We start from the raw sequence: 15,310 nt of genomic DNA on the forward strand, positions 1-15,310 counted from the left end.
GGAGCGACGTCAGTCGCGAACCTGTGAATCCGGATCGACGTTCGTCAGGACGCGTTCGGTATCGCGAATCGCGACTGACGTCGCTCCCACAAGAGGAGGCTCAAAAGAAAAGGCCGCATCGCGGCCTTTTCTTTTGACTCATGCAGCCGGTTGCCGCAGCGCTTCCGAATCCCAGCCGGGACGCGGGGCGAAGCGGTCGCCGTGGCGCGCTTGCAGGGCCTTGAGCCTGGCCAGCAGCGTGTCGGCGCCGGTGCTGCGGATGTACTGGATGGGGCCGCCGCGAAACGGGGCGAAACCGGTGCCGAAGATCACGCCGGCATCCAGCAGATCGCCGTCGGACACCACGCCGTCGTACAGGCAGGCCACCGCTTCATTGAGCAGCGGCAGGATCAGGCGGTCTTCCAGATCTTCCGGTGCTTTGTAGTCCTGCGGCACCTCCGGCTTGACCGGCTTGCCGTTCTCCCACTTGTACAGGCCCTGGCCGTCCTTCTTGCCGCGCTTGCCCGCTTCCACGTTGCCGAGCGCGGCGGGAACCGTGAGGCCGAGGAATGGGGCCAGTTCCATGCCCACACCGGCGGCCACGTCCAGGCCGACGGTGTCGATCAGCTCGATCGGCCCCATCGGCATGCCGAACTTCACCGCCGCCTTGTCGATGACCGGGCCGGGAATGCCTTCGGCATACGCGTTGGCCGCTTCCAGCATGTACGGGAACAGCACGCGGTTGACCAGGAAGCCGGGCGTGCCGGCGACCGGCACCGGCAGCTTGTCGATGGCCTTGCAGAACGCGGCCAGGCGCTTTTCGGTCTCCGGCGCCATCGCGTCGTGGCGGATGATTTCCACCAGCGGCATCAGCGCGACCGGATTGAAGTAGTGCAGGCCGGCGAACTGCGCCGGGCGCTGGATGTGTTCACGCAGTTCGGTCAGCGGAATGGACGAGGTGTTGGTGGTCAGCAGCGCGTCGGGCTTCAGGCGCGGCTCGACCGACTGGTACAGATCGCGCTTGGCTTCCGGGTTCTCGATGATCGCCTCGATCACCAGATCCGCTTCCGGCACGCCGTCGCCGGCCAGATCGCTCTTCAGCCGCGCGGCAACGGCCGGACGCTTGGCCTCGTCCTTCACCCGCTTGGCGAACAGTTCCTGCGCGCGGCTCATCGCGCCGTCGATGAAACGCTGCTCGCGATCCTGCAGGGTGACTTCGAAACCCTTGTAGGCCGACCAGGCGGCGATGTCGCCGCCCATCACGCCGGCGCCGACCACGTGCACGCGCTGGATGCCGTGATCCTTGCCGCCCAGGCCCTTGAGCCGCTCGGTCAGGAAGAAGATCCGCACCAGGTTGCGCGCGGTCGGGGTGGACGCCAGCTTGACCACCGCCTTGCGCTCGGCGTCCAGACGGCCCTGGATGCCCTTGCCGCCGGATTGCTGCCAGGTGTTGATGAGCGCGTAGGGCGCGGGGTAGTGCGCGCGCGGCGCCTTGCGCGCGACCTGCTTGGTCATCTGCGGCGCCAGGATCCGGCGCGCGATCCAGGTGTTGCTGATCCAGCCCAGGAAGCGCTGCTGGAACGGACGCTGCACGCCGTTCTGGAGCAGGCCGATGGCGGTGTCCAGCAATATCGCCGGTTCCACCACCTTGTCGACCAGCCCCATCGCGCGCGCGGCGCTGGCCGACAGCGTGCGGCCGGTGAGCATCATGTCCATCGCCTTGGGCGAGCCGATCAGCCGCGGCAGGCGCGCGCTGCCACCCCAGCCCGGGAAGATGCCTAGCTTCACCTCGGGCAGGCCGATGCGGGTGGACGCGTCGCTGGAGGCCACGCGGTAGCGGCAGGCCAGCGAAATCTCGGTGCCGCCGCCCATGCAGAAGCCGTGGATGGCCGAGACGGTCGGGCAGGGCAGTTCGGCCAGCTTCTGGAACACGCTCTGGCCGCGACGGATGGCGTCGCTGACGGTGCCGCGGCGATCGAATTCCTGGAACTCCTTCAGGTCCGCGCCGGCGATGAAACCGGAGCTCTTGGCCGAGCGCAGTACCAATCCCTTGGGTGGGTCGATGGCGAGGCGTTCGAGCAGGTCGGACAGCTCGATCAGCGCGTCCTGGGAGAACGCGTTGACGCTGGCACCCTGGCGGTCGAAGCTGAGGACGACGATGCCGTCGCTGCGCAGTTCGGTCTGCCAGTGACTGAATCGAAGCCCATCGAAGTTTGCGGCCATGATCGGACCATCCGTTTACGTATGGACAAGACCGCTATCATCCCGAGGTTGTTTAACCCGCGTCAAATCCGCATATCCGGGAGAGGGGTTGATCGACGGCCGGGGAAATGATCCCGTGCCGGCGGTTAAATTCTTGATATACCGCCGGTTTTTTCCGGCTGGCACGCAGGTTCCGGGCGTCGTTGCCCGTAGCCGCGCGATGGCCAGGCCCGGAGCGCCGGCGGGATGGGAAACGGGGCCGGTCGGGCCCGAGACCCACCCGTGAACTTTTTTCCGCGGATGCGGTCACATTGCCCGGCTGATGGCCGAGCTCACAGGAGTGCAGCCCGGCATGGCCGGAACCGATTCAACACAGGAGTTGGACCTCGAACTGGTCAAGCGGGTGCAGCGCGGCGACAGCGCGGCCTTCGATCTGCTGGTGCGCAAGTACCAGCATCGGGTGGTGGCCCTGATCGGGCGCTACATCCATGACTGGAGCGAATGCCAGGACGTGGCCCAGGAAACCTTCCTGCGCGCTTATCGCGCGCTGGGGAACTTCCGCGGCGATGCCCAGTTCTATACGTGGCTTCATCGGATTGCAGTGAATACCGCCAAGAACCACCTCGTAGCGCACAACCGCAGGCCGCCGACGGATGACGTCGACGCCGCCGACGCCGAGCAGTACGACGCCGGCAGCCGTCTTCGCGACACGGATACCCCCGAACGCGAATTGATGCGCCAGGAACTGGAGCGCACGGTGATGAAGGCCGTGGACGCGCTGCCCGAGGAATTGAGGACCGCCATCACCCTGCGCGAGGTGGAAGGTCTGAGCTATGAGGAAATCGCGCAGAAGATGGATTGCCCCATCGGCACCGTGCGTTCCCGCATTTTCCGTGCGCGTGAAGCCATCGATGCCGAGTTGCGACCCTTGCTCGATACAGAAAGTGCCACCCGGGAGCGTAGCCGCCCATGACCGTAGAACTCGACAAACTGGACATCCACAACCGCCAGCAGCTTTCGGCGTTGATGGACGGCGAGTTGTCGCCCGATGAAGCCCGTTTCCTGCTGCGCCGCCTGCAGCACGACGGCGAACTGAACGCCTGCTGGGAACGCTGGCAGCTGTGCGGCGACGTGCTGCGTGGCCAGGCCCAGGCGCCCGCGCCGGAAGGCTTTGCCGCGCGGGTGGCGCTGGCCGTGGCCGCCGAGGCCCGCCAGCCGGCCGCCAACCAGGAAACGACCGGCGCGCCGCGTGGCCGCCTGGCCCGCTGGGGCGGCGGTGCATTGGCCGCCTCGGTCGCCCTGGTCGCCTTGTTCATGGTTCGCCAGCAGGCCCCGCAGGATGACGCCGCTTCCGCCGCCCCATCGGTGGCTGCGGTGCCGACCGCACCGGCTGACGGCGCGGGTATTCCCGCCACCGCCGCCGATACCGGCACGCTGGCCGATGGCGCCGGAGCGGCCGAACAGGCCCTGGCCTCGGCGGCCACCGCCGCAGTGGCCGTGGCCAGCGTGCCGCGCCGTGCCGATGCCGCTTCCCGTCGCAGCGCCACCCGCACCCAGCAGGCGGCCCGCAGCGCCGCGGGCCGGGTGATGCGCGAGCCGGTCCGGGCCGTGGCCCGCGCCACGCCGCCGGTCGCGGTGCCCGCTGTCGCCAACAACGCTCCCATCCTGCCGGCGTCCGTATCCCCGGCGAGTGCGATCGCCCGCAACGGCAATCCGTTCTCGCCGGCGCCGGCCGCCCCGCAGGCCCGGCCGTGGCCGCGCTCGACGCTGTCGCAGTACCCGGCCAGCGGCGCCTTCAACGCCGGCTTCTCCAGTGATGCGGGTGCCCGTACGTTCTACCCGTTCGAGCCCTCCACCGAGGCCCCATCGGTACCGCCGGTCGAACCGGCCCGCGTGCCGCAGCGCTGAGCGCGGCCGCATCGTCATTCCCCGGCGCGGGACCGCGCCGGGTTTCCCACCCCAAGAACCGCCATCCGTAATCGAGGCCCGCATTCGATGAGTCTGAGTGCCCGTTCCAACGTGTTGTCCCTGCTGATCCTCACCGTGCCGCTGGCCGCCTGCGCGCGCCCGGCCGATCCCGCGCCGGCGACCTCGGTCGCCGCGTCCGTTCCCGCGGTGGCGCAGTCGTCCGCGCCGCAACTGGTGAGCGGCCTGCCGGATTTCACCAACCTGGTCGAACAGGTCGGTCCCGGCGTGGTCAATATCGAAGCCCAGATCGGCAGCCGCCGGACCGCCGATGCCGGCGAAGCGATGGGCGAGGACGAGATTCCCGAATTCTTCCGCCGCATGCTGCCGCCCGGCTTCCAGATGCCGGGCCCGGGGGATCGTGGCCGTGGCCCGCGCGGCGTCTCCGCCGGTTCGGGCTTCATCATTTCCGCCGACGGCTACGTGCTGACCAACCACCACGTGATCGACGGCGCCGACGAGGTGAAGGTGAAGTTGCCGGATCGCCGCGAGTTCACCGCCAAGGTGATCGGCAGCGACCAGCAGTACGACGTGGCATTGCTGAAGATCGAGGCCAAGGGCCTGCCGGTGGTGCGCCTGGGTGACTCCAGGACGCTCAAGCCGGGCCAGTGGGTGGTGGCGATCGGTTCGCCGTTCGGCCTGGACCATTCGGTCACCGCCGGCGTGGTCAGCGCGGTCGGTCGCAGCACCGGCGGCCAGGAACAACGCTACGTGCCCTTCATCCAGACCGACGTGGCGATCAACCAGGGCAACTCCGGTGGCCCGCTGCTCAACACCCGCGGTGAAGTGGTCGGCATCAACTCGCAGATCTTCTCCGCCTCCGGCGGCTATATGGGCATCAGCTTCGCGATTCCGATCGATCTGGCGATGGGCGCGGTGGACCAGCTGAAGGCGACCGGCAAGGTCAGCCGTGGCCAGTTGGGCGTGGTGGTGCAACCCTTGGATACCGACAAGGCTCGCGGCCTTGGCGCACCCGACACCCGTGGCGCGTTGGTCACCGAAGTGCTGGAAGACAGCCCGGCCGCCAGGGCAGGGCTCGCCCCGGGCGATATCATCAAGGCGTTCAACGGCGCGCCCATCAATGAGTCCAGTGACCTTCCACCGCTGGTGGGCGCGCTGACGCCGGGTACCAAGGCCACCATCACGGTCCTGCGGGAAGGCAAGCCGCGTGACCTGGGGGTCACCCTGACCGAGCTCAACGAGAACGTGGCCTCCGCCGGTGGCTTGCCCGCCGTGCCTGGCAAATCCGCACAGGCGGCAGTCACCAATTCATTGGGCATTGTCGCTCAGGATCTGGACGCAAATACCCGCAAGCAGATGGGGTTGAAGACGGGTGAGGGGGTTTTGATCTCACGCATTACCGGTGTTGCTGCGCGTGAAGCCGGATTGGCTCCTGGCATGGTGATCTTGCAAGTGGGGCGCACGCCTGTGGGTTCCGTTTCCTCGCTAAATGAGCAGCTTAAGGGCGTGAAGCCTGGCCAGACGGTCATGTTCCTGGCCCGCCGGGGAGGCGCCACCAGTTTCTTTGCCGTGACAGCGGACAAGGGTACTTCTCAATAGCCAACTGCAGAATTTGGGGCGGAGAAATAAGGAGGCTGCCTCTGAGGCAGCCTCCTTGCTTTCATGCATATAGCGACATAGCGCATGTGACCTCGCCATTTTCCCAGAGGGAACAGCAGAGATATCCGCCGTTACCGAGGGATATACAGCTGACCTCCCTGGCCGAGAGATTGACAGGCGCAACCCCGGCCACGACTAGAACGAGCAGAATCCAGCTGATTTTCTTCATGATTTCCCCTGATTGCCAGTGTGTGAACGATGCTGTATACGGGCATCATTTGCCCGAGTAAGTCCAATTACAGACCGGCTGGGAGGAAGTCAACGGCTGGAGCTTCAAAGTTAGTCATGGCGCAGGATGCCTCGGTCCCGGGCCCCGGCCATGCGATAATGCCCCGTTATCCTGACGACGGCCGTGGCCGCCGCCCCCACATGTCCTCTGATTCCATGCGGAACATCCGCAATTTCTCCATCATCGCGCACGTCGACCACGGCAAGTCGACCCTGGCCGATCGCATCATCCAGCTTTGCGGCGGCCTCCAGGCCCGCGAAATGGAAGCGCAGGTGCTCGACTCCAATCCGATTGAGCGCGAGCGCGGCATCACCATCAAGGCACAATCCGTATCCCTGCCGTACAAGGCCAAGGACGGGCAGACCTATTTCCTGAACTTCATCGACACTCCCGGCCATGTCGACTTCAGCTATGAAGTCTCGCGTTCGCTGGCGGCCTGCGAGGGCGCGCTGCTGGTGGTCGATGCCGCCCAGGGCGTGGAAGCGCAGTCGGTCGCCAATTGCTACACCGCGGTGGAGCAGGGGCTGGAAGTGGTGCCGGTGCTGAACAAGATTGACCTGCCCACCGCCGACATCGAGCGTGCCAAGAGCGAGATCGAGGCGGTCATCGGCATCGACGCCGAGGACGCGGTACCGGTCAGCGCCAAGACCGGCCTGAACGTGGATCTGGTGCTGGAAGCCATCGTCCAGCGCATCCCGCCGCCGCAGCCGCGCGACACCGACAAGCTGCAGGCGCTAATCATTGATTCCTGGTTCGACAACTACCTGGGCGTGGTCTCGCTGGTGCGGGTCATGCAGGGCGACATCGTTCCGGGCAGCAAGATCCTGGTGATGTCGACCGGCCGTACCCACCAGGTCGACAGCGTCGGCGTGTTCACCCCCAAGCGCAAGGTGCTGTCGAAGCTGGGCGCGGGCGAGGTGGGCTGGATCACCGCGTCCATCAAGGACGTGCACGGCGCGCCGGTCGGCGACACCCTGACCCTGGCCGGCGACCCGGCACCCAAGCCGCTGCCCGGCTTCCAGGAAATGCAGCCGCGCGTGTTCGCCGGCCTGTTCCCGGTGGATGCCGAGGACTACCCGTCGCTGCGCGAGGCGCTGGAGAAGCTGCGCCTGAACGACGCGGCGCTGCGCTTCGAGCCGGAAAGCTCCGAGGCGATGGGCTTCGGTTTCCGTTGCGGCTTCCTGGGCATGCTGCACATGGAAATCGTGCAGGAGCGCCTGGAGCGCGAGTACGACCTGAACCTGATCAGCACCGCGCCGACGGTGGTGTATGAAATCCTGAAGACCGATGACACGGTGATGCCGCTGGACAACCCGGCCAAGCTGCCGCCGGTGAACCAGATCGAGGAAATTCGCGAGCCGATCATCCGCGCCAACATCCTGACCCCGCCGGACTACGTGGGCAGCGTGATCACGCTGTGCGAGGAGAAGCGCGGCAGCCAGATCGGCATCACCTACATGGGTAGCCAGGTGCAGATCAGCTATGAGCTGCCCATGGCCGAAGTCGTGCTGGATTTCTTCGACAAGCTCAAGTCGGTGAGTCGCGGTTACGCTTCGCTGGACTACCACTTCCTGCGCTTCCAGGCCGGCCCGTTCGTGCGGGTGGACACCCTGATCAATGGCGACAAGGTCGATGCGCTGTCGCTGATCGTCCACCGCGGCCAAGCCGATCGCCGCGGTCGCGAGCTGACCGAGAAGATGCGCGAGCTGATTCCGCGGCAGATGTTCGACGTGGCCATCCAGGCCGCGGTCGGCTCGCAGATCATCGCCCGCAGCACGGTCAAGGCCATGCGCAAGAACGTGCTGGCCAAATGCTATGGTGGCGACATCACCCGCAAGAAGAAGCTGCTGGAGAAGCAGAAGGAAGGCAAGAAGCGGATGAAGCAGGTCGGCCGGGTGGAAATCCCGCAGGAAGCTTTCCTGGCAGTGCTGCAGGTCGACAACAAATGATGGTGGGAATGGGGAATCGGGAATCGGGAATCGGCAAGGCGACTGCGAAGCGCTTGGCCGTTGGCCGGAAACTCCATTCTCGACTCCCGATTCTCCATTCCCGGTTTTAGGAAAACGTATGGTCTGGTTCGAAACTATCCTGGTCGTGTTGACGCTGCTCACCGGCGTTATCTGGCTGCTCGACAAGCTGTTCTTCGCCAAGCGCCGTTCCGCGCGCGGCGGGTTGCTGGACGAGGAACCGGTGCTGGTGGACTACTCGCGGGCGTTTTTCCCGGTGCTGGCAATCGTGCTGGTGCTGCGCAGCTTCGTCGCCGAGCCGTACAAGATCCCGTCCAGCTCGATGATGCCGAACCTGCTGATCGGCGACTTCATCCTGGTCAACAAGTTCGCCTACGGCCTGCGCCTGCCGATCAACAACCGCAAGTTCGTCGCCATCGGCGAACCCAAGCGTGGCGACGTGGTGGTGTTCAAGCCGCCGCACGACCCGGAGAACAACTGGATCAAGCGCGTGATCGGCCTGCCGGGCGACCGCATCGGCTTCCAGGGCAATACGGTTTCCATCAACGGCCAGCCGCTGGCCTACCAGACCCTGGGCACCTACGCCGGCCGTGGCCTGCCGATGGGCGCGGAGAGCGCGACCCTGCTGGAGGAACAGCTCCCGGGCCGTCCGCACAAGGTGCTGGAAGTGCTGGAGCGGGCCACCGGCGAGGGCGAGTGGATCGTGCCGCCGGGCCACTATTTCGTGATGGGCGACAATCGTGATAATAGCGAGGACGGCCGGCTGTGGACCCAGACCCACTTCCTGCCGGAAGAGAACCTGCGCGGCAAGGCCTTCCTGATCTGGCTGAACTGCGAGGACTGGTTCTGCAAGGGGAGCTTCGAACCGTCCCGGATCGGCAACCGCATCCAGTGACGGCAACATCATCCAGGGCGTGTTCAACGGGGGACTGGCAATGAATCACAAGCATCAGAGTGGCATCACCTTGATTGGCTTCCTGGTCGTGCTCGCGGTGGTGGGGTTCGCCGCGTTCATCGCCATGAAACTGTTCCCGATGTACCAGGAGTACTACTCGGTCCGCACCGCGATGCGTGGCCTGGCGGCTGAGCCGGGCATCGCCGACATGGATCCGCAGCGCATCCAGGACAAGTTCTTCCGCCACCTGGCGATCGACTACACCGAGAACGTCAAGCCGGCCAACGTCAACTTCGAACGCACCGACGGTGGTTGGCTGATGAAGGTCAATTACGAAGTGCGCCGCTCGATGGTCGGCAACCTCGACGTGGTCGGCAAGTTCGACACCACCGAGGAACTGACCCGCCGCGGCGGTTCGGAATAAGGTTTGAGCGTACTCCGGCTCACGCATGAGTTCGTCAATCAGGGTTTGCTGGGGCAGGCCCTGACCCATCGCAGCGCCGGGGCGCCGCACAACGAACGGCTGGAATTCCTCGGCGACGGCATCGTCAACCTGCTGGTCGCCGAGGCGCTGTTCCAGCGCTGGCCCAAGGCCGACGAAGGCGCGTTGACCCGCGCGCGCGCCGAACTGGTGCGCGAGGCGTCGCTGGCCACCATCGCCCGGCGCATGGAACTGGGCGCGCGGCTGACGATGGGGCCGGGAGAAATGAAGTCCGGCGGACATCGTCGCGACTCGATCCTCGCCGACGCGCTGGAAGCGCTGGTGGCCGCCATCTATCTGGACGCCGGCTTCGAGGCGTGCCGGGCGGTGGTGTTGCCGTGGTTCGAGGACTCGCTGGCCGCGCTGCCGGTCGGCAAGCCCGAAAAGGACGCCAAGACCCGCCTGCAGGAATGGCTGCAGGCGCGCCAGCGGCCGTTGCCGCTGTACGAGCTGGTGTCCGAGAGCGGCGACGATCACGCCAAGCAGTTCGTGGCCCGTTGCAGCATCCAGGAACCACCGCTGTCGGCCGAGGGCGAGGGCACCTCACGGCGCATCGCCGAGCAGGCCGCCGCCGCGGCCCTGCTGGATCAACTGGCAGAGACCAAACGGAACACCGTCGAATGAGCGACACCCCCCAAACGCACAGCGGCAGCGTTGCCGTGATTGGCCGCCCCAACGTGGGCAAGTCCACCCTGACCAACGCGCTGGTGGGCGCCAAGGTCAGCATCGTGTCCAGCCGGCCACAGACCACCCGCCATCGCCTGCTGGGCATCGCGACGTTCCCGGCCGGCCAGATCGTGCTGGTCGACACGCCCGGTTTGCACAAGCAGCAGGGCAAGTTCTCCGCGTCGGCGATGAGCCGGGTGATGAACCGCGCGGCGCGTGGCGCGCTGGAAGGCGTGGACGCGGGCCTGCTGGTGATCGAGGCCGGCCGCTGGGAAGACGAGGACACCCTGGCCTACAACGTGCTCAGCGACGCCGGCATCCCGGTGGTGCTGGTGATCAACAAGGTGGATCGGCTGCGCGAGAAGAGCGCGCTGCTGCCTTTCCTGGCGCAGGTTTCCGAGGGGCGCAAGTTCGCCGCCGTGCATCCGATCTCCGCGCTCAAGCGCAATGGCCTGGAAGCACTGGTGAAGGACGTGCTGGCGTTGCTGCCCGAGGCCCCGCCGATGTTCGGCGAGGACGAGATCACCGATCGCAGCGAACGCTTCCTGGCCGGCGAACTGATCCGCGAGCAGTTGATGCGCCAGCTCGGCGCGGAACTGCCGTACGCCACCACCGTGGAAATCGAACGCTTCACCGAGGAAACCTCGCCCAAGCAGGGCGAACTGCTGCGCATCGGCGCGGTGGTGTGGGTGGAACGCGAAAGCCAGAAGGCGATCGTCATCGGCAAGGGCGGCGCGCGGCTGAAGGAAATCGGCAGCAAGGCGCGCATGCAGATGGAACACCTGTTCGGCCGCAAGGTCTTCCTGGAAACCTGGGTGCGCGTGCGCGAAGGCTGGTCCGACGACGAAACCGCCCTCAAGGCGTTCGGTTATGAGTAAGCCGGGAATGGGGAATGGGGAGTCGGGAATCGTCCGGCTCCATCCGGTTTCCCTTCTCGCTGTTACCTCGGATGCCGCAGATGTCGGCAGACGATGCGACACGGCTTTCGATTCCCGATTCCCCATTCCCGATTCCCGCTGAAATGCAGCTCACCGGCGAACACGCGTTCGTCCTGCATGCGCGACCCTGGCGCGAGACCAGCCTGCTGGTGGAAGTGCTGAGCGAGGATCGCGGCCGGCTGGGATTGGTGGCGCGCGGCGTGACCGGGCCGAAGAAGCAGGCGCTGCGCGCCGCGTTGCAACCGTTGCAGTACATCCGCCTGGATGCCGAATTGCGTGGCGAACTGGCCCGGCTGGTGGCCGCCGAGGCGCTGGACACCGCACCGCGGCTGGGCGGCGACGCGATGCTGGCGGGCTTCTATCTCAATGAACTGGTGCTGCGGCTGGCGCCCCGCCACGATCCGCTGCCGGATCTCTTCCATGCCTATGCCGCCGCGCGCGAACGGATTCGCGATGGCCAGCCGCTGGCGTGGACGTTGCGGCGGTTCGAACGGGATCTGCTGGAGGCACTGGGGTTCGGCTTCTCCCTGGAACACGACAGCGATGGCCGCGCGATCGATCCGGCGGCGCGCTACCAACTGGATCCGGAACAGGGACCGCGTCGCCTGCTCAGCGATCGTGGCCACAGCGATCGCAGCGCCGCCGCCACCGGACGCGCGCTGCTGGCGCTGGCGGCCAGCCAGGCGCCCCCGGCCGAGGATCTGGTCAGCCTGCGCCTGGCCCTGCGCGGGGTCCTGGCGCACCACCTGGGGCCGCGCGGGCTCAAGTCCTGGGAACTGATCAGTGAACTGGGCCGGTTGAAGCCGCGCGCCTGAGGCGCGAAGCGCCTGCATCAATCGCGAAGCGCATCGGCCGCGGCGCGGAAGTCCATCAGCGCTTCCAGCGAACCGGGTGCGTGATGCAGTCGCTGCGCGGCCGTCGCCAGCCGGCTGGCGCCGACGAACCCGCAGCTGGCGCGCAGCTTGTGCAGGACGGCGCGCAGCGCTTCCTGGTCGCCGTCGCGAAAGGACTGTTCGACCACGCCGACGCTGGCAGGCAACTCGTCCAGGAACAGTCGACGCAAGGTCGCCACGTGTTCCCGGTTGCCATTGAGCGCCTTCAGCGCGGCCGATTCGTCCCAGTCGTGCGTGGCCGCCACGCCCGGAGGCAGGTGCCGGCGCACGGCCGCTTGCAGTTCCGCCGCGGACAGCGGCTTGACCAGCACCGCCGCGAAGCCGGCCGCAAGCAGGGATTCGCGCCGCTCTGACGAAGGGTCGGCAGTGTGGGCCAATGCCGCCGTGCGCGTGCGCAGGCGACGCAGGCCACCAAGCAGTTGCGCGCCGCTGCCGTCGGGCAGGTTCGCGTCGATGAGCCAGAGGTCGTGCTGGTCTTCCCGCCGCAGCGCATCGGCGACCGAATCGGCGCTGTCGACCTGGGCGGGCAGCGCCTGCAGCGCGGCCAGCATGAAGGCGTGGCTGATCGGGTCGTCCTCGACCAGCAACAGGCGTGGCTTCATTCCTTCGTCCCCGGACATCGTTATGCTGCCTCCATGTGCGTTCGCATGTTAACGCTGCTGATGCTGATCGGGTTGACGCCGCTGGTTCCGGCGCAGGCCCGTGTGGCGAGTGCGCATATCGCACGGGTGAGCACGCCCGTGGCGGTGCTGGAGGACGTGCACGTGCGCCTGGCCTGGCCGGCGGCCGCCGACACCGGCGAGCTGTCCCTGCGGGCACGCGGCCTGCGCGCGGACGATCTGGGCTATCGCTGGCACGACGTTCATTGGAGCTGTCCGTTGCGGCGCGAGGCCGGGGAACGGTGGCGGTGCGACGGACGGGTGACCCAGGCCGGCGGTTCGCCGTTGCGGCTGGAGGTGGCCATCGATGTGACCCATACCCGTGCCCGGCTGGCCGGCGGCCCCGCGTCGCTGGCGATGGAGCGCAACGCGGCCGCGCCGGACCTCACCCGGATCGATCTGGTGCAGGTCCCGGTGAGCTGGGCGCAGGCGCTGGTCGCGCAGGGCTGGGCGGATGCGCGTCTGAAAGGTGGACGCCTGGATGGCAGGCTGGACCTGCGCGTGCCCGAACGCGGTCCGCTGCAGGTCTCCGGACCGCTCCGGCTCGGCGGACTCTCGCTCGACACGCCGGACGGCAGCATCGCCGCCGAAGGCCTGTCGGCGGCCTTGCGGATCGACTACCGCCAGTTTCCGCGGCAGAGGCTGGTCACCCTGGACGGCGAGCTGCGCGGCGGCGAACTGCTCGCGGGCAACGCCTACATCGCCTTGCCGGATACGCCGGTGGGGGTGGACGTGGCCGCGCGGCGCTGGCCGGACGGACGCTGGGAATTGCCGACGCTGGCCTGGGACGACGGCGCGGCCTTGCAGGTGACCGGCGGCCTGAGCCTGGACCCCGCCTTGAACCTGAGCGATGCCGCGCTGCGGATGCGCAGCGATGATCTGGCACCGTTGCAGGCGCGTTACCTGTCCGGTTGGCTGGGCCTGGCCGGCCTGTCGGATCTGCGCATGGGCGGTGCGCTGGCGGCGCGGGTGGATCTGCACGCCGGCGCGCTGCGCGAGGCGGAGATGGAACTGCGCGATGTCGATCTGATCGATGGTCGCGATCGTTTCCGCCTGCTGGGCGTGCAGGGCAATCCGGTGCTGTCCGGGGGCACCCGGCGCGACAGCGTGCTGCGCTGGCGCGGCGGCGCCCTGCACGGACTGCCGTTTGGCGCGGCCGAATTCCCGCTCCACAGTGGCGACGGGGCACTCGCGTTGCGCGAAGCGGTCACCGTGCCGGCGCTGGGCGGCGGCCTGACCTTCGAAGCCCTGAACCTGCATCCGCCGCGGGCGTCGGGCGGGCTGGCGTTCGACTTCGGCCTGAGCGTGAAGGACCTGGACATCGGCCAGCTCGCCTCGGCCATGCACTGGCCCGCGTTCCAGGGCAACCTCAGTGGACGCATCCCGCGCGTGCGTTATGCCGAGGATCGCCTCGATTTCGACGGCACGCTGACCGCGCACATGTTCGGCGGCAGCGTGGAGGTCTCCGGCCTGTCGATGGAACGTCCGTTCGGCACCGCGCCCACGCTGTCGGCGGACATCGCGCTGGATGATCTGGATCTGCAGGCGCTCACCGGGGTGTTCGGCTTCGGTGAAATCACCGGCGCGCTGGATGGCCATATCCGTGATCTGCGCCTGGTGGACTGGAGCCCGCAGGGCTTCGACGCCGACCTGCATACCGATCCGCAGTGGCGCGGGCGCCAGCGGATCAGCCAGCGCGCCGTGCAGGATCTGTCCAGCGTCGGCGGCGGCCAGGGGCTCGGCGGCAGCCTGCAGGCGCAGGCGCTCAAACTGTTCGATGACTTCGGCTATCGTCGCATCGGCATCCGCTGTCGCCTGTCCGAGGAGGTCTGCAGGATGGACGGGCTGGGTTCAGCCGGAGCCGGTTTTATCATTGTCGAAGGCCAGGGCCTGCCACGCCTGACCGTGGTGGGATTCAACCACCAGGTCGACTGGCCGACCCTGGTCAAGCGCCTCGGCGACGTGACCCGCGGCGAAAGCAAACCGGTATTCCAGTAGCTACCCAGGAGAGACACACATGCATCGTTGGTTGGGAACCTCTGTCGCCGCCGCGCTGCTGCTGACCGCATGCGTCACCATCAACGTCTATTTCCCGGCCGCCGAAGCCAAGGAGGCCGCACGCGAGTTCGTCGAGAAGGTGATCGGCGACGACGCCAAGTCGCCTGCCACGCCGGAGGCCAAGCCCGATTCCAGCGTGCCGGCGACCCCGGGCGGCAGCGCATCGCTGGTGCCGGTCTCGCGCCGTGGTTTCGACTGGCTGTCGCTGGTCGGCATTGCCAGCGCGCACGCGCAGGAAAGCGCGGACATCAACATCAAGACCCCGGCCATCCAAGCCATCCAGGGCCGCATGGCCACCCGCTTCCGCAACCAGTTGCAGGCCGGTTTCGATGCCGGTGCGCTCGGACTGACCCGCGACGGCATGATCGAAGTGCGCGACGCCGGCAAGCTGGCGCTCAAGGACCGGGTGGCGATCACCCAGGCGGTGGCCGACGACAACCGCGACCGCAAGGCGGTCTACCGCGAGATTGCGGTGGCCAACGGCCATCCGGAGTGGGAGGCGCAGATCCGCCAGACCTTCGCCCAGCAGTGGATCGCCAGCGCCCGGGGGGGCTGGTGGTACCAGGACGCGGGCGGGTGGAAGCAGAAGTAGGACGCCGGGGGCTGAGGAGCAAATCCCGCTCGGTCTCCCTTTTGCGCCTTCAACAGCCGAATGGCTGGCCAAGGGGAGGCAAAAGCCAGGTTTTCTTGAGCATCTCGAACGCATCGGAGCTGGGAGATTGCTTTCAAGCCCCCTTTGAAAAAGGGGGCGGGCGGCC

Annotated in this window: 13 protein-coding genes; 11 read left to right on the forward strand and 2 right to left on the reverse strand. The window is 67.2% G+C overall.

Annotation, left to right across the window (positions count from 1 at the left end; translation table 11 throughout):
- Positions 1-138 precede the first annotated feature (138 nt).
- The gene (locus FG323_RS19355; RefSeq protein WP_141456370.1) at positions 139-2,202 is read right to left on the reverse strand and encodes a 3-hydroxyacyl-CoA dehydrogenase NAD-binding domain-containing protein; all 2,064 of its coding nucleotides are present in this window, start codon (positions 2,200-2,202) and stop codon (positions 139-141) included.
- Between the two features lie 331 nt (positions 2,203-2,533).
- On the opposite strand from FG323_RS19355, the gene rpoE reads away from it, so the two are divergent.
- The 9 genes from rpoE to recO all read left to right on the forward strand — a co-directional run bounded on the left by rpoE (position 2,534) and on the right by recO (position 11,757).
- Positions 2,534-3,154 carry an RNA polymerase sigma factor RpoE gene (gene rpoE / locus FG323_RS19360; protein ID WP_141456371.1) on the forward strand — a complete coding sequence of 207 codons (621 nt, stop codon included), beginning with the start codon at positions 2,534-2,536 and terminating at the stop codon, positions 3,152-3,154.
- Positions 3,151-4,089 (forward strand): sigma-E factor negative regulatory protein, encoded by a 939-nt coding sequence (locus FG323_RS19365; RefSeq protein WP_141456372.1) that lies wholly within the window; start codon positions 3,151-3,153, stop codon positions 4,087-4,089. Before rpoE ends, FG323_RS19365 begins: the two co-directional genes overlap by 4 nt.
- An 87-nt stretch (positions 4,090-4,176) precedes the next feature.
- Positions 4,177-5,706, forward strand: a complete 1,530-nt coding sequence (locus tag FG323_RS19370; protein WP_141456373.1) for a DegQ family serine endoprotease — start codon at positions 4,177-4,179, stop codon at positions 5,704-5,706.
- Positions 5,707-6,135: 429 nt separating this feature from the next.
- Positions 6,136-7,944, forward strand: a complete 1,809-nt coding sequence (gene lepA / locus FG323_RS19375) for a translation elongation factor 4 (RefSeq protein WP_141456374.1) — start codon at positions 6,136-6,138, stop codon at positions 7,942-7,944.
- A gap of 118 nt (positions 7,945-8,062) precedes the next feature.
- Positions 8,063-8,857 carry a signal peptidase I gene (gene lepB, locus FG323_RS19380; protein ID WP_141456375.1) on the forward strand — a complete coding sequence of 265 codons (795 nt, stop codon included), beginning with the start codon at positions 8,063-8,065 and terminating at the stop codon, positions 8,855-8,857.
- 40 nt (positions 8,858-8,897) lie between these two features.
- Entirely contained in the window at positions 8,898-9,281 is a 384-nt protein-coding gene (locus FG323_RS19385; RefSeq protein ID WP_141456376.1) for a DUF4845 domain-containing protein, read from the forward strand.
- 3 nt (positions 9,282-9,284) lie between these two features.
- Positions 9,285-9,962 carry a ribonuclease III gene (rnc, locus tag FG323_RS19390; protein ID WP_141456377.1) on the forward strand — a complete coding sequence of 226 codons (678 nt, stop codon included), beginning with the start codon at positions 9,285-9,287 and terminating at the stop codon, positions 9,960-9,962.
- Positions 9,959-10,882: a GTPase Era gene (gene era / locus FG323_RS19395; protein WP_141456378.1), complete on the forward strand. Its 924-nt coding sequence runs from the start codon at positions 9,959-9,961 to the stop codon at positions 10,880-10,882. Before rnc ends, era begins: the two co-directional genes overlap by 4 nt.
- Before the next feature lie 143 nt (positions 10,883-11,025).
- On the forward strand, positions 11,026-11,757 hold the full coding sequence (recO, locus tag FG323_RS19400) for a DNA repair protein RecO (RefSeq protein ID WP_141456412.1): 732 nt from the start codon (positions 11,026-11,028) through the stop codon (positions 11,755-11,757).
- 17 nt (positions 11,758-11,774) lie between these two features.
- On the opposite strand, the gene FG323_RS19405 is transcribed toward recO, so the two are convergent.
- A complete protein-coding gene (locus FG323_RS19405; protein WP_255470236.1) occupies positions 11,775-12,437 on the reverse strand; it encodes a response regulator in 663 nt (220 codons plus the stop codon).
- A gap of 45 nt (positions 12,438-12,482) precedes the next feature.
- Between FG323_RS19405 and FG323_RS19410 the strand changes: the two genes are divergently transcribed.
- The gene (locus tag FG323_RS19410; RefSeq protein WP_141456380.1) at positions 12,483-14,492 is read left to right on the forward strand and encodes a hypothetical protein; all 2,010 of its coding nucleotides are present in this window, start codon (positions 12,483-12,485) and stop codon (positions 14,490-14,492) included.
- A gap of 19 nt (positions 14,493-14,511) precedes the next feature.
- Positions 14,512-15,144: a YdbL family protein gene (locus FG323_RS19415; protein WP_141456381.1), complete on the forward strand. Its 633-nt coding sequence runs from the start codon at positions 14,512-14,514 to the stop codon at positions 15,142-15,144.
- Positions 15,145-15,310 lie beyond the last annotated feature (166 nt).

Source organism: Pseudoxanthomonas sp. z9, from assembly GCF_006542425.1.
Lineage (GTDB): Bacteria > Pseudomonadota > Gammaproteobacteria > Xanthomonadales > Xanthomonadaceae > Pseudoxanthomonas_A.

Bases quoted from the DNA above. Each gene is read 5' to 3' on its own strand.
- FG323_RS19355 (WP_141456370.1), bottom strand. From the start codon at position 2,202: ATGGCCGCAAACTTCGATGGGCTTCGATTCAGTCACTGGCAGACCGAA.
- rpoE (WP_141456371.1), top strand. From the start codon at position 2,534: ATGGCCGGAACCGATTCAACACAGGAGTTGGACCTCGAACTGGTCAAG.
- FG323_RS19365 (WP_141456372.1), top strand. From the start codon at position 3,151: ATGACCGTAGAACTCGACAAACTGGACATCCACAACCGCCAGCAGCTT.
- FG323_RS19370 (WP_141456373.1), top strand. From the start codon at position 4,177: ATGAGTCTGAGTGCCCGTTCCAACGTGTTGTCCCTGCTGATCCTCACC.
- lepA (WP_141456374.1), top strand. From the start codon at position 6,136: ATGTCCTCTGATTCCATGCGGAACATCCGCAATTTCTCCATCATCGCG.
- lepB (WP_141456375.1), top strand. From the start codon at position 8,063: ATGGTCTGGTTCGAAACTATCCTGGTCGTGTTGACGCTGCTCACCGGC.
- FG323_RS19385 (WP_141456376.1), top strand. From the start codon at position 8,898: ATGAATCACAAGCATCAGAGTGGCATCACCTTGATTGGCTTCCTGGTC.
- era (WP_141456378.1), top strand. From the start codon at position 9,959: ATGAGCGACACCCCCCAAACGCACAGCGGCAGCGTTGCCGTGATTGGC.
- recO (WP_141456412.1), top strand. From the start codon at position 11,026: ATGCAGCTCACCGGCGAACACGCGTTCGTCCTGCATGCGCGACCCTGG.
- FG323_RS19405 (WP_255470236.1), bottom strand. From the start codon at position 12,437: ATGAAGCCACGCCTGTTGCTGGTCGAGGACGACCCGATCAGCCACGCC.
- FG323_RS19410 (WP_141456380.1), top strand. From the start codon at position 12,483: ATGTTAACGCTGCTGATGCTGATCGGGTTGACGCCGCTGGTTCCGGCG.
- FG323_RS19415 (WP_141456381.1), top strand. From the start codon at position 14,512: ATGCATCGTTGGTTGGGAACCTCTGTCGCCGCCGCGCTGCTGCTGACC.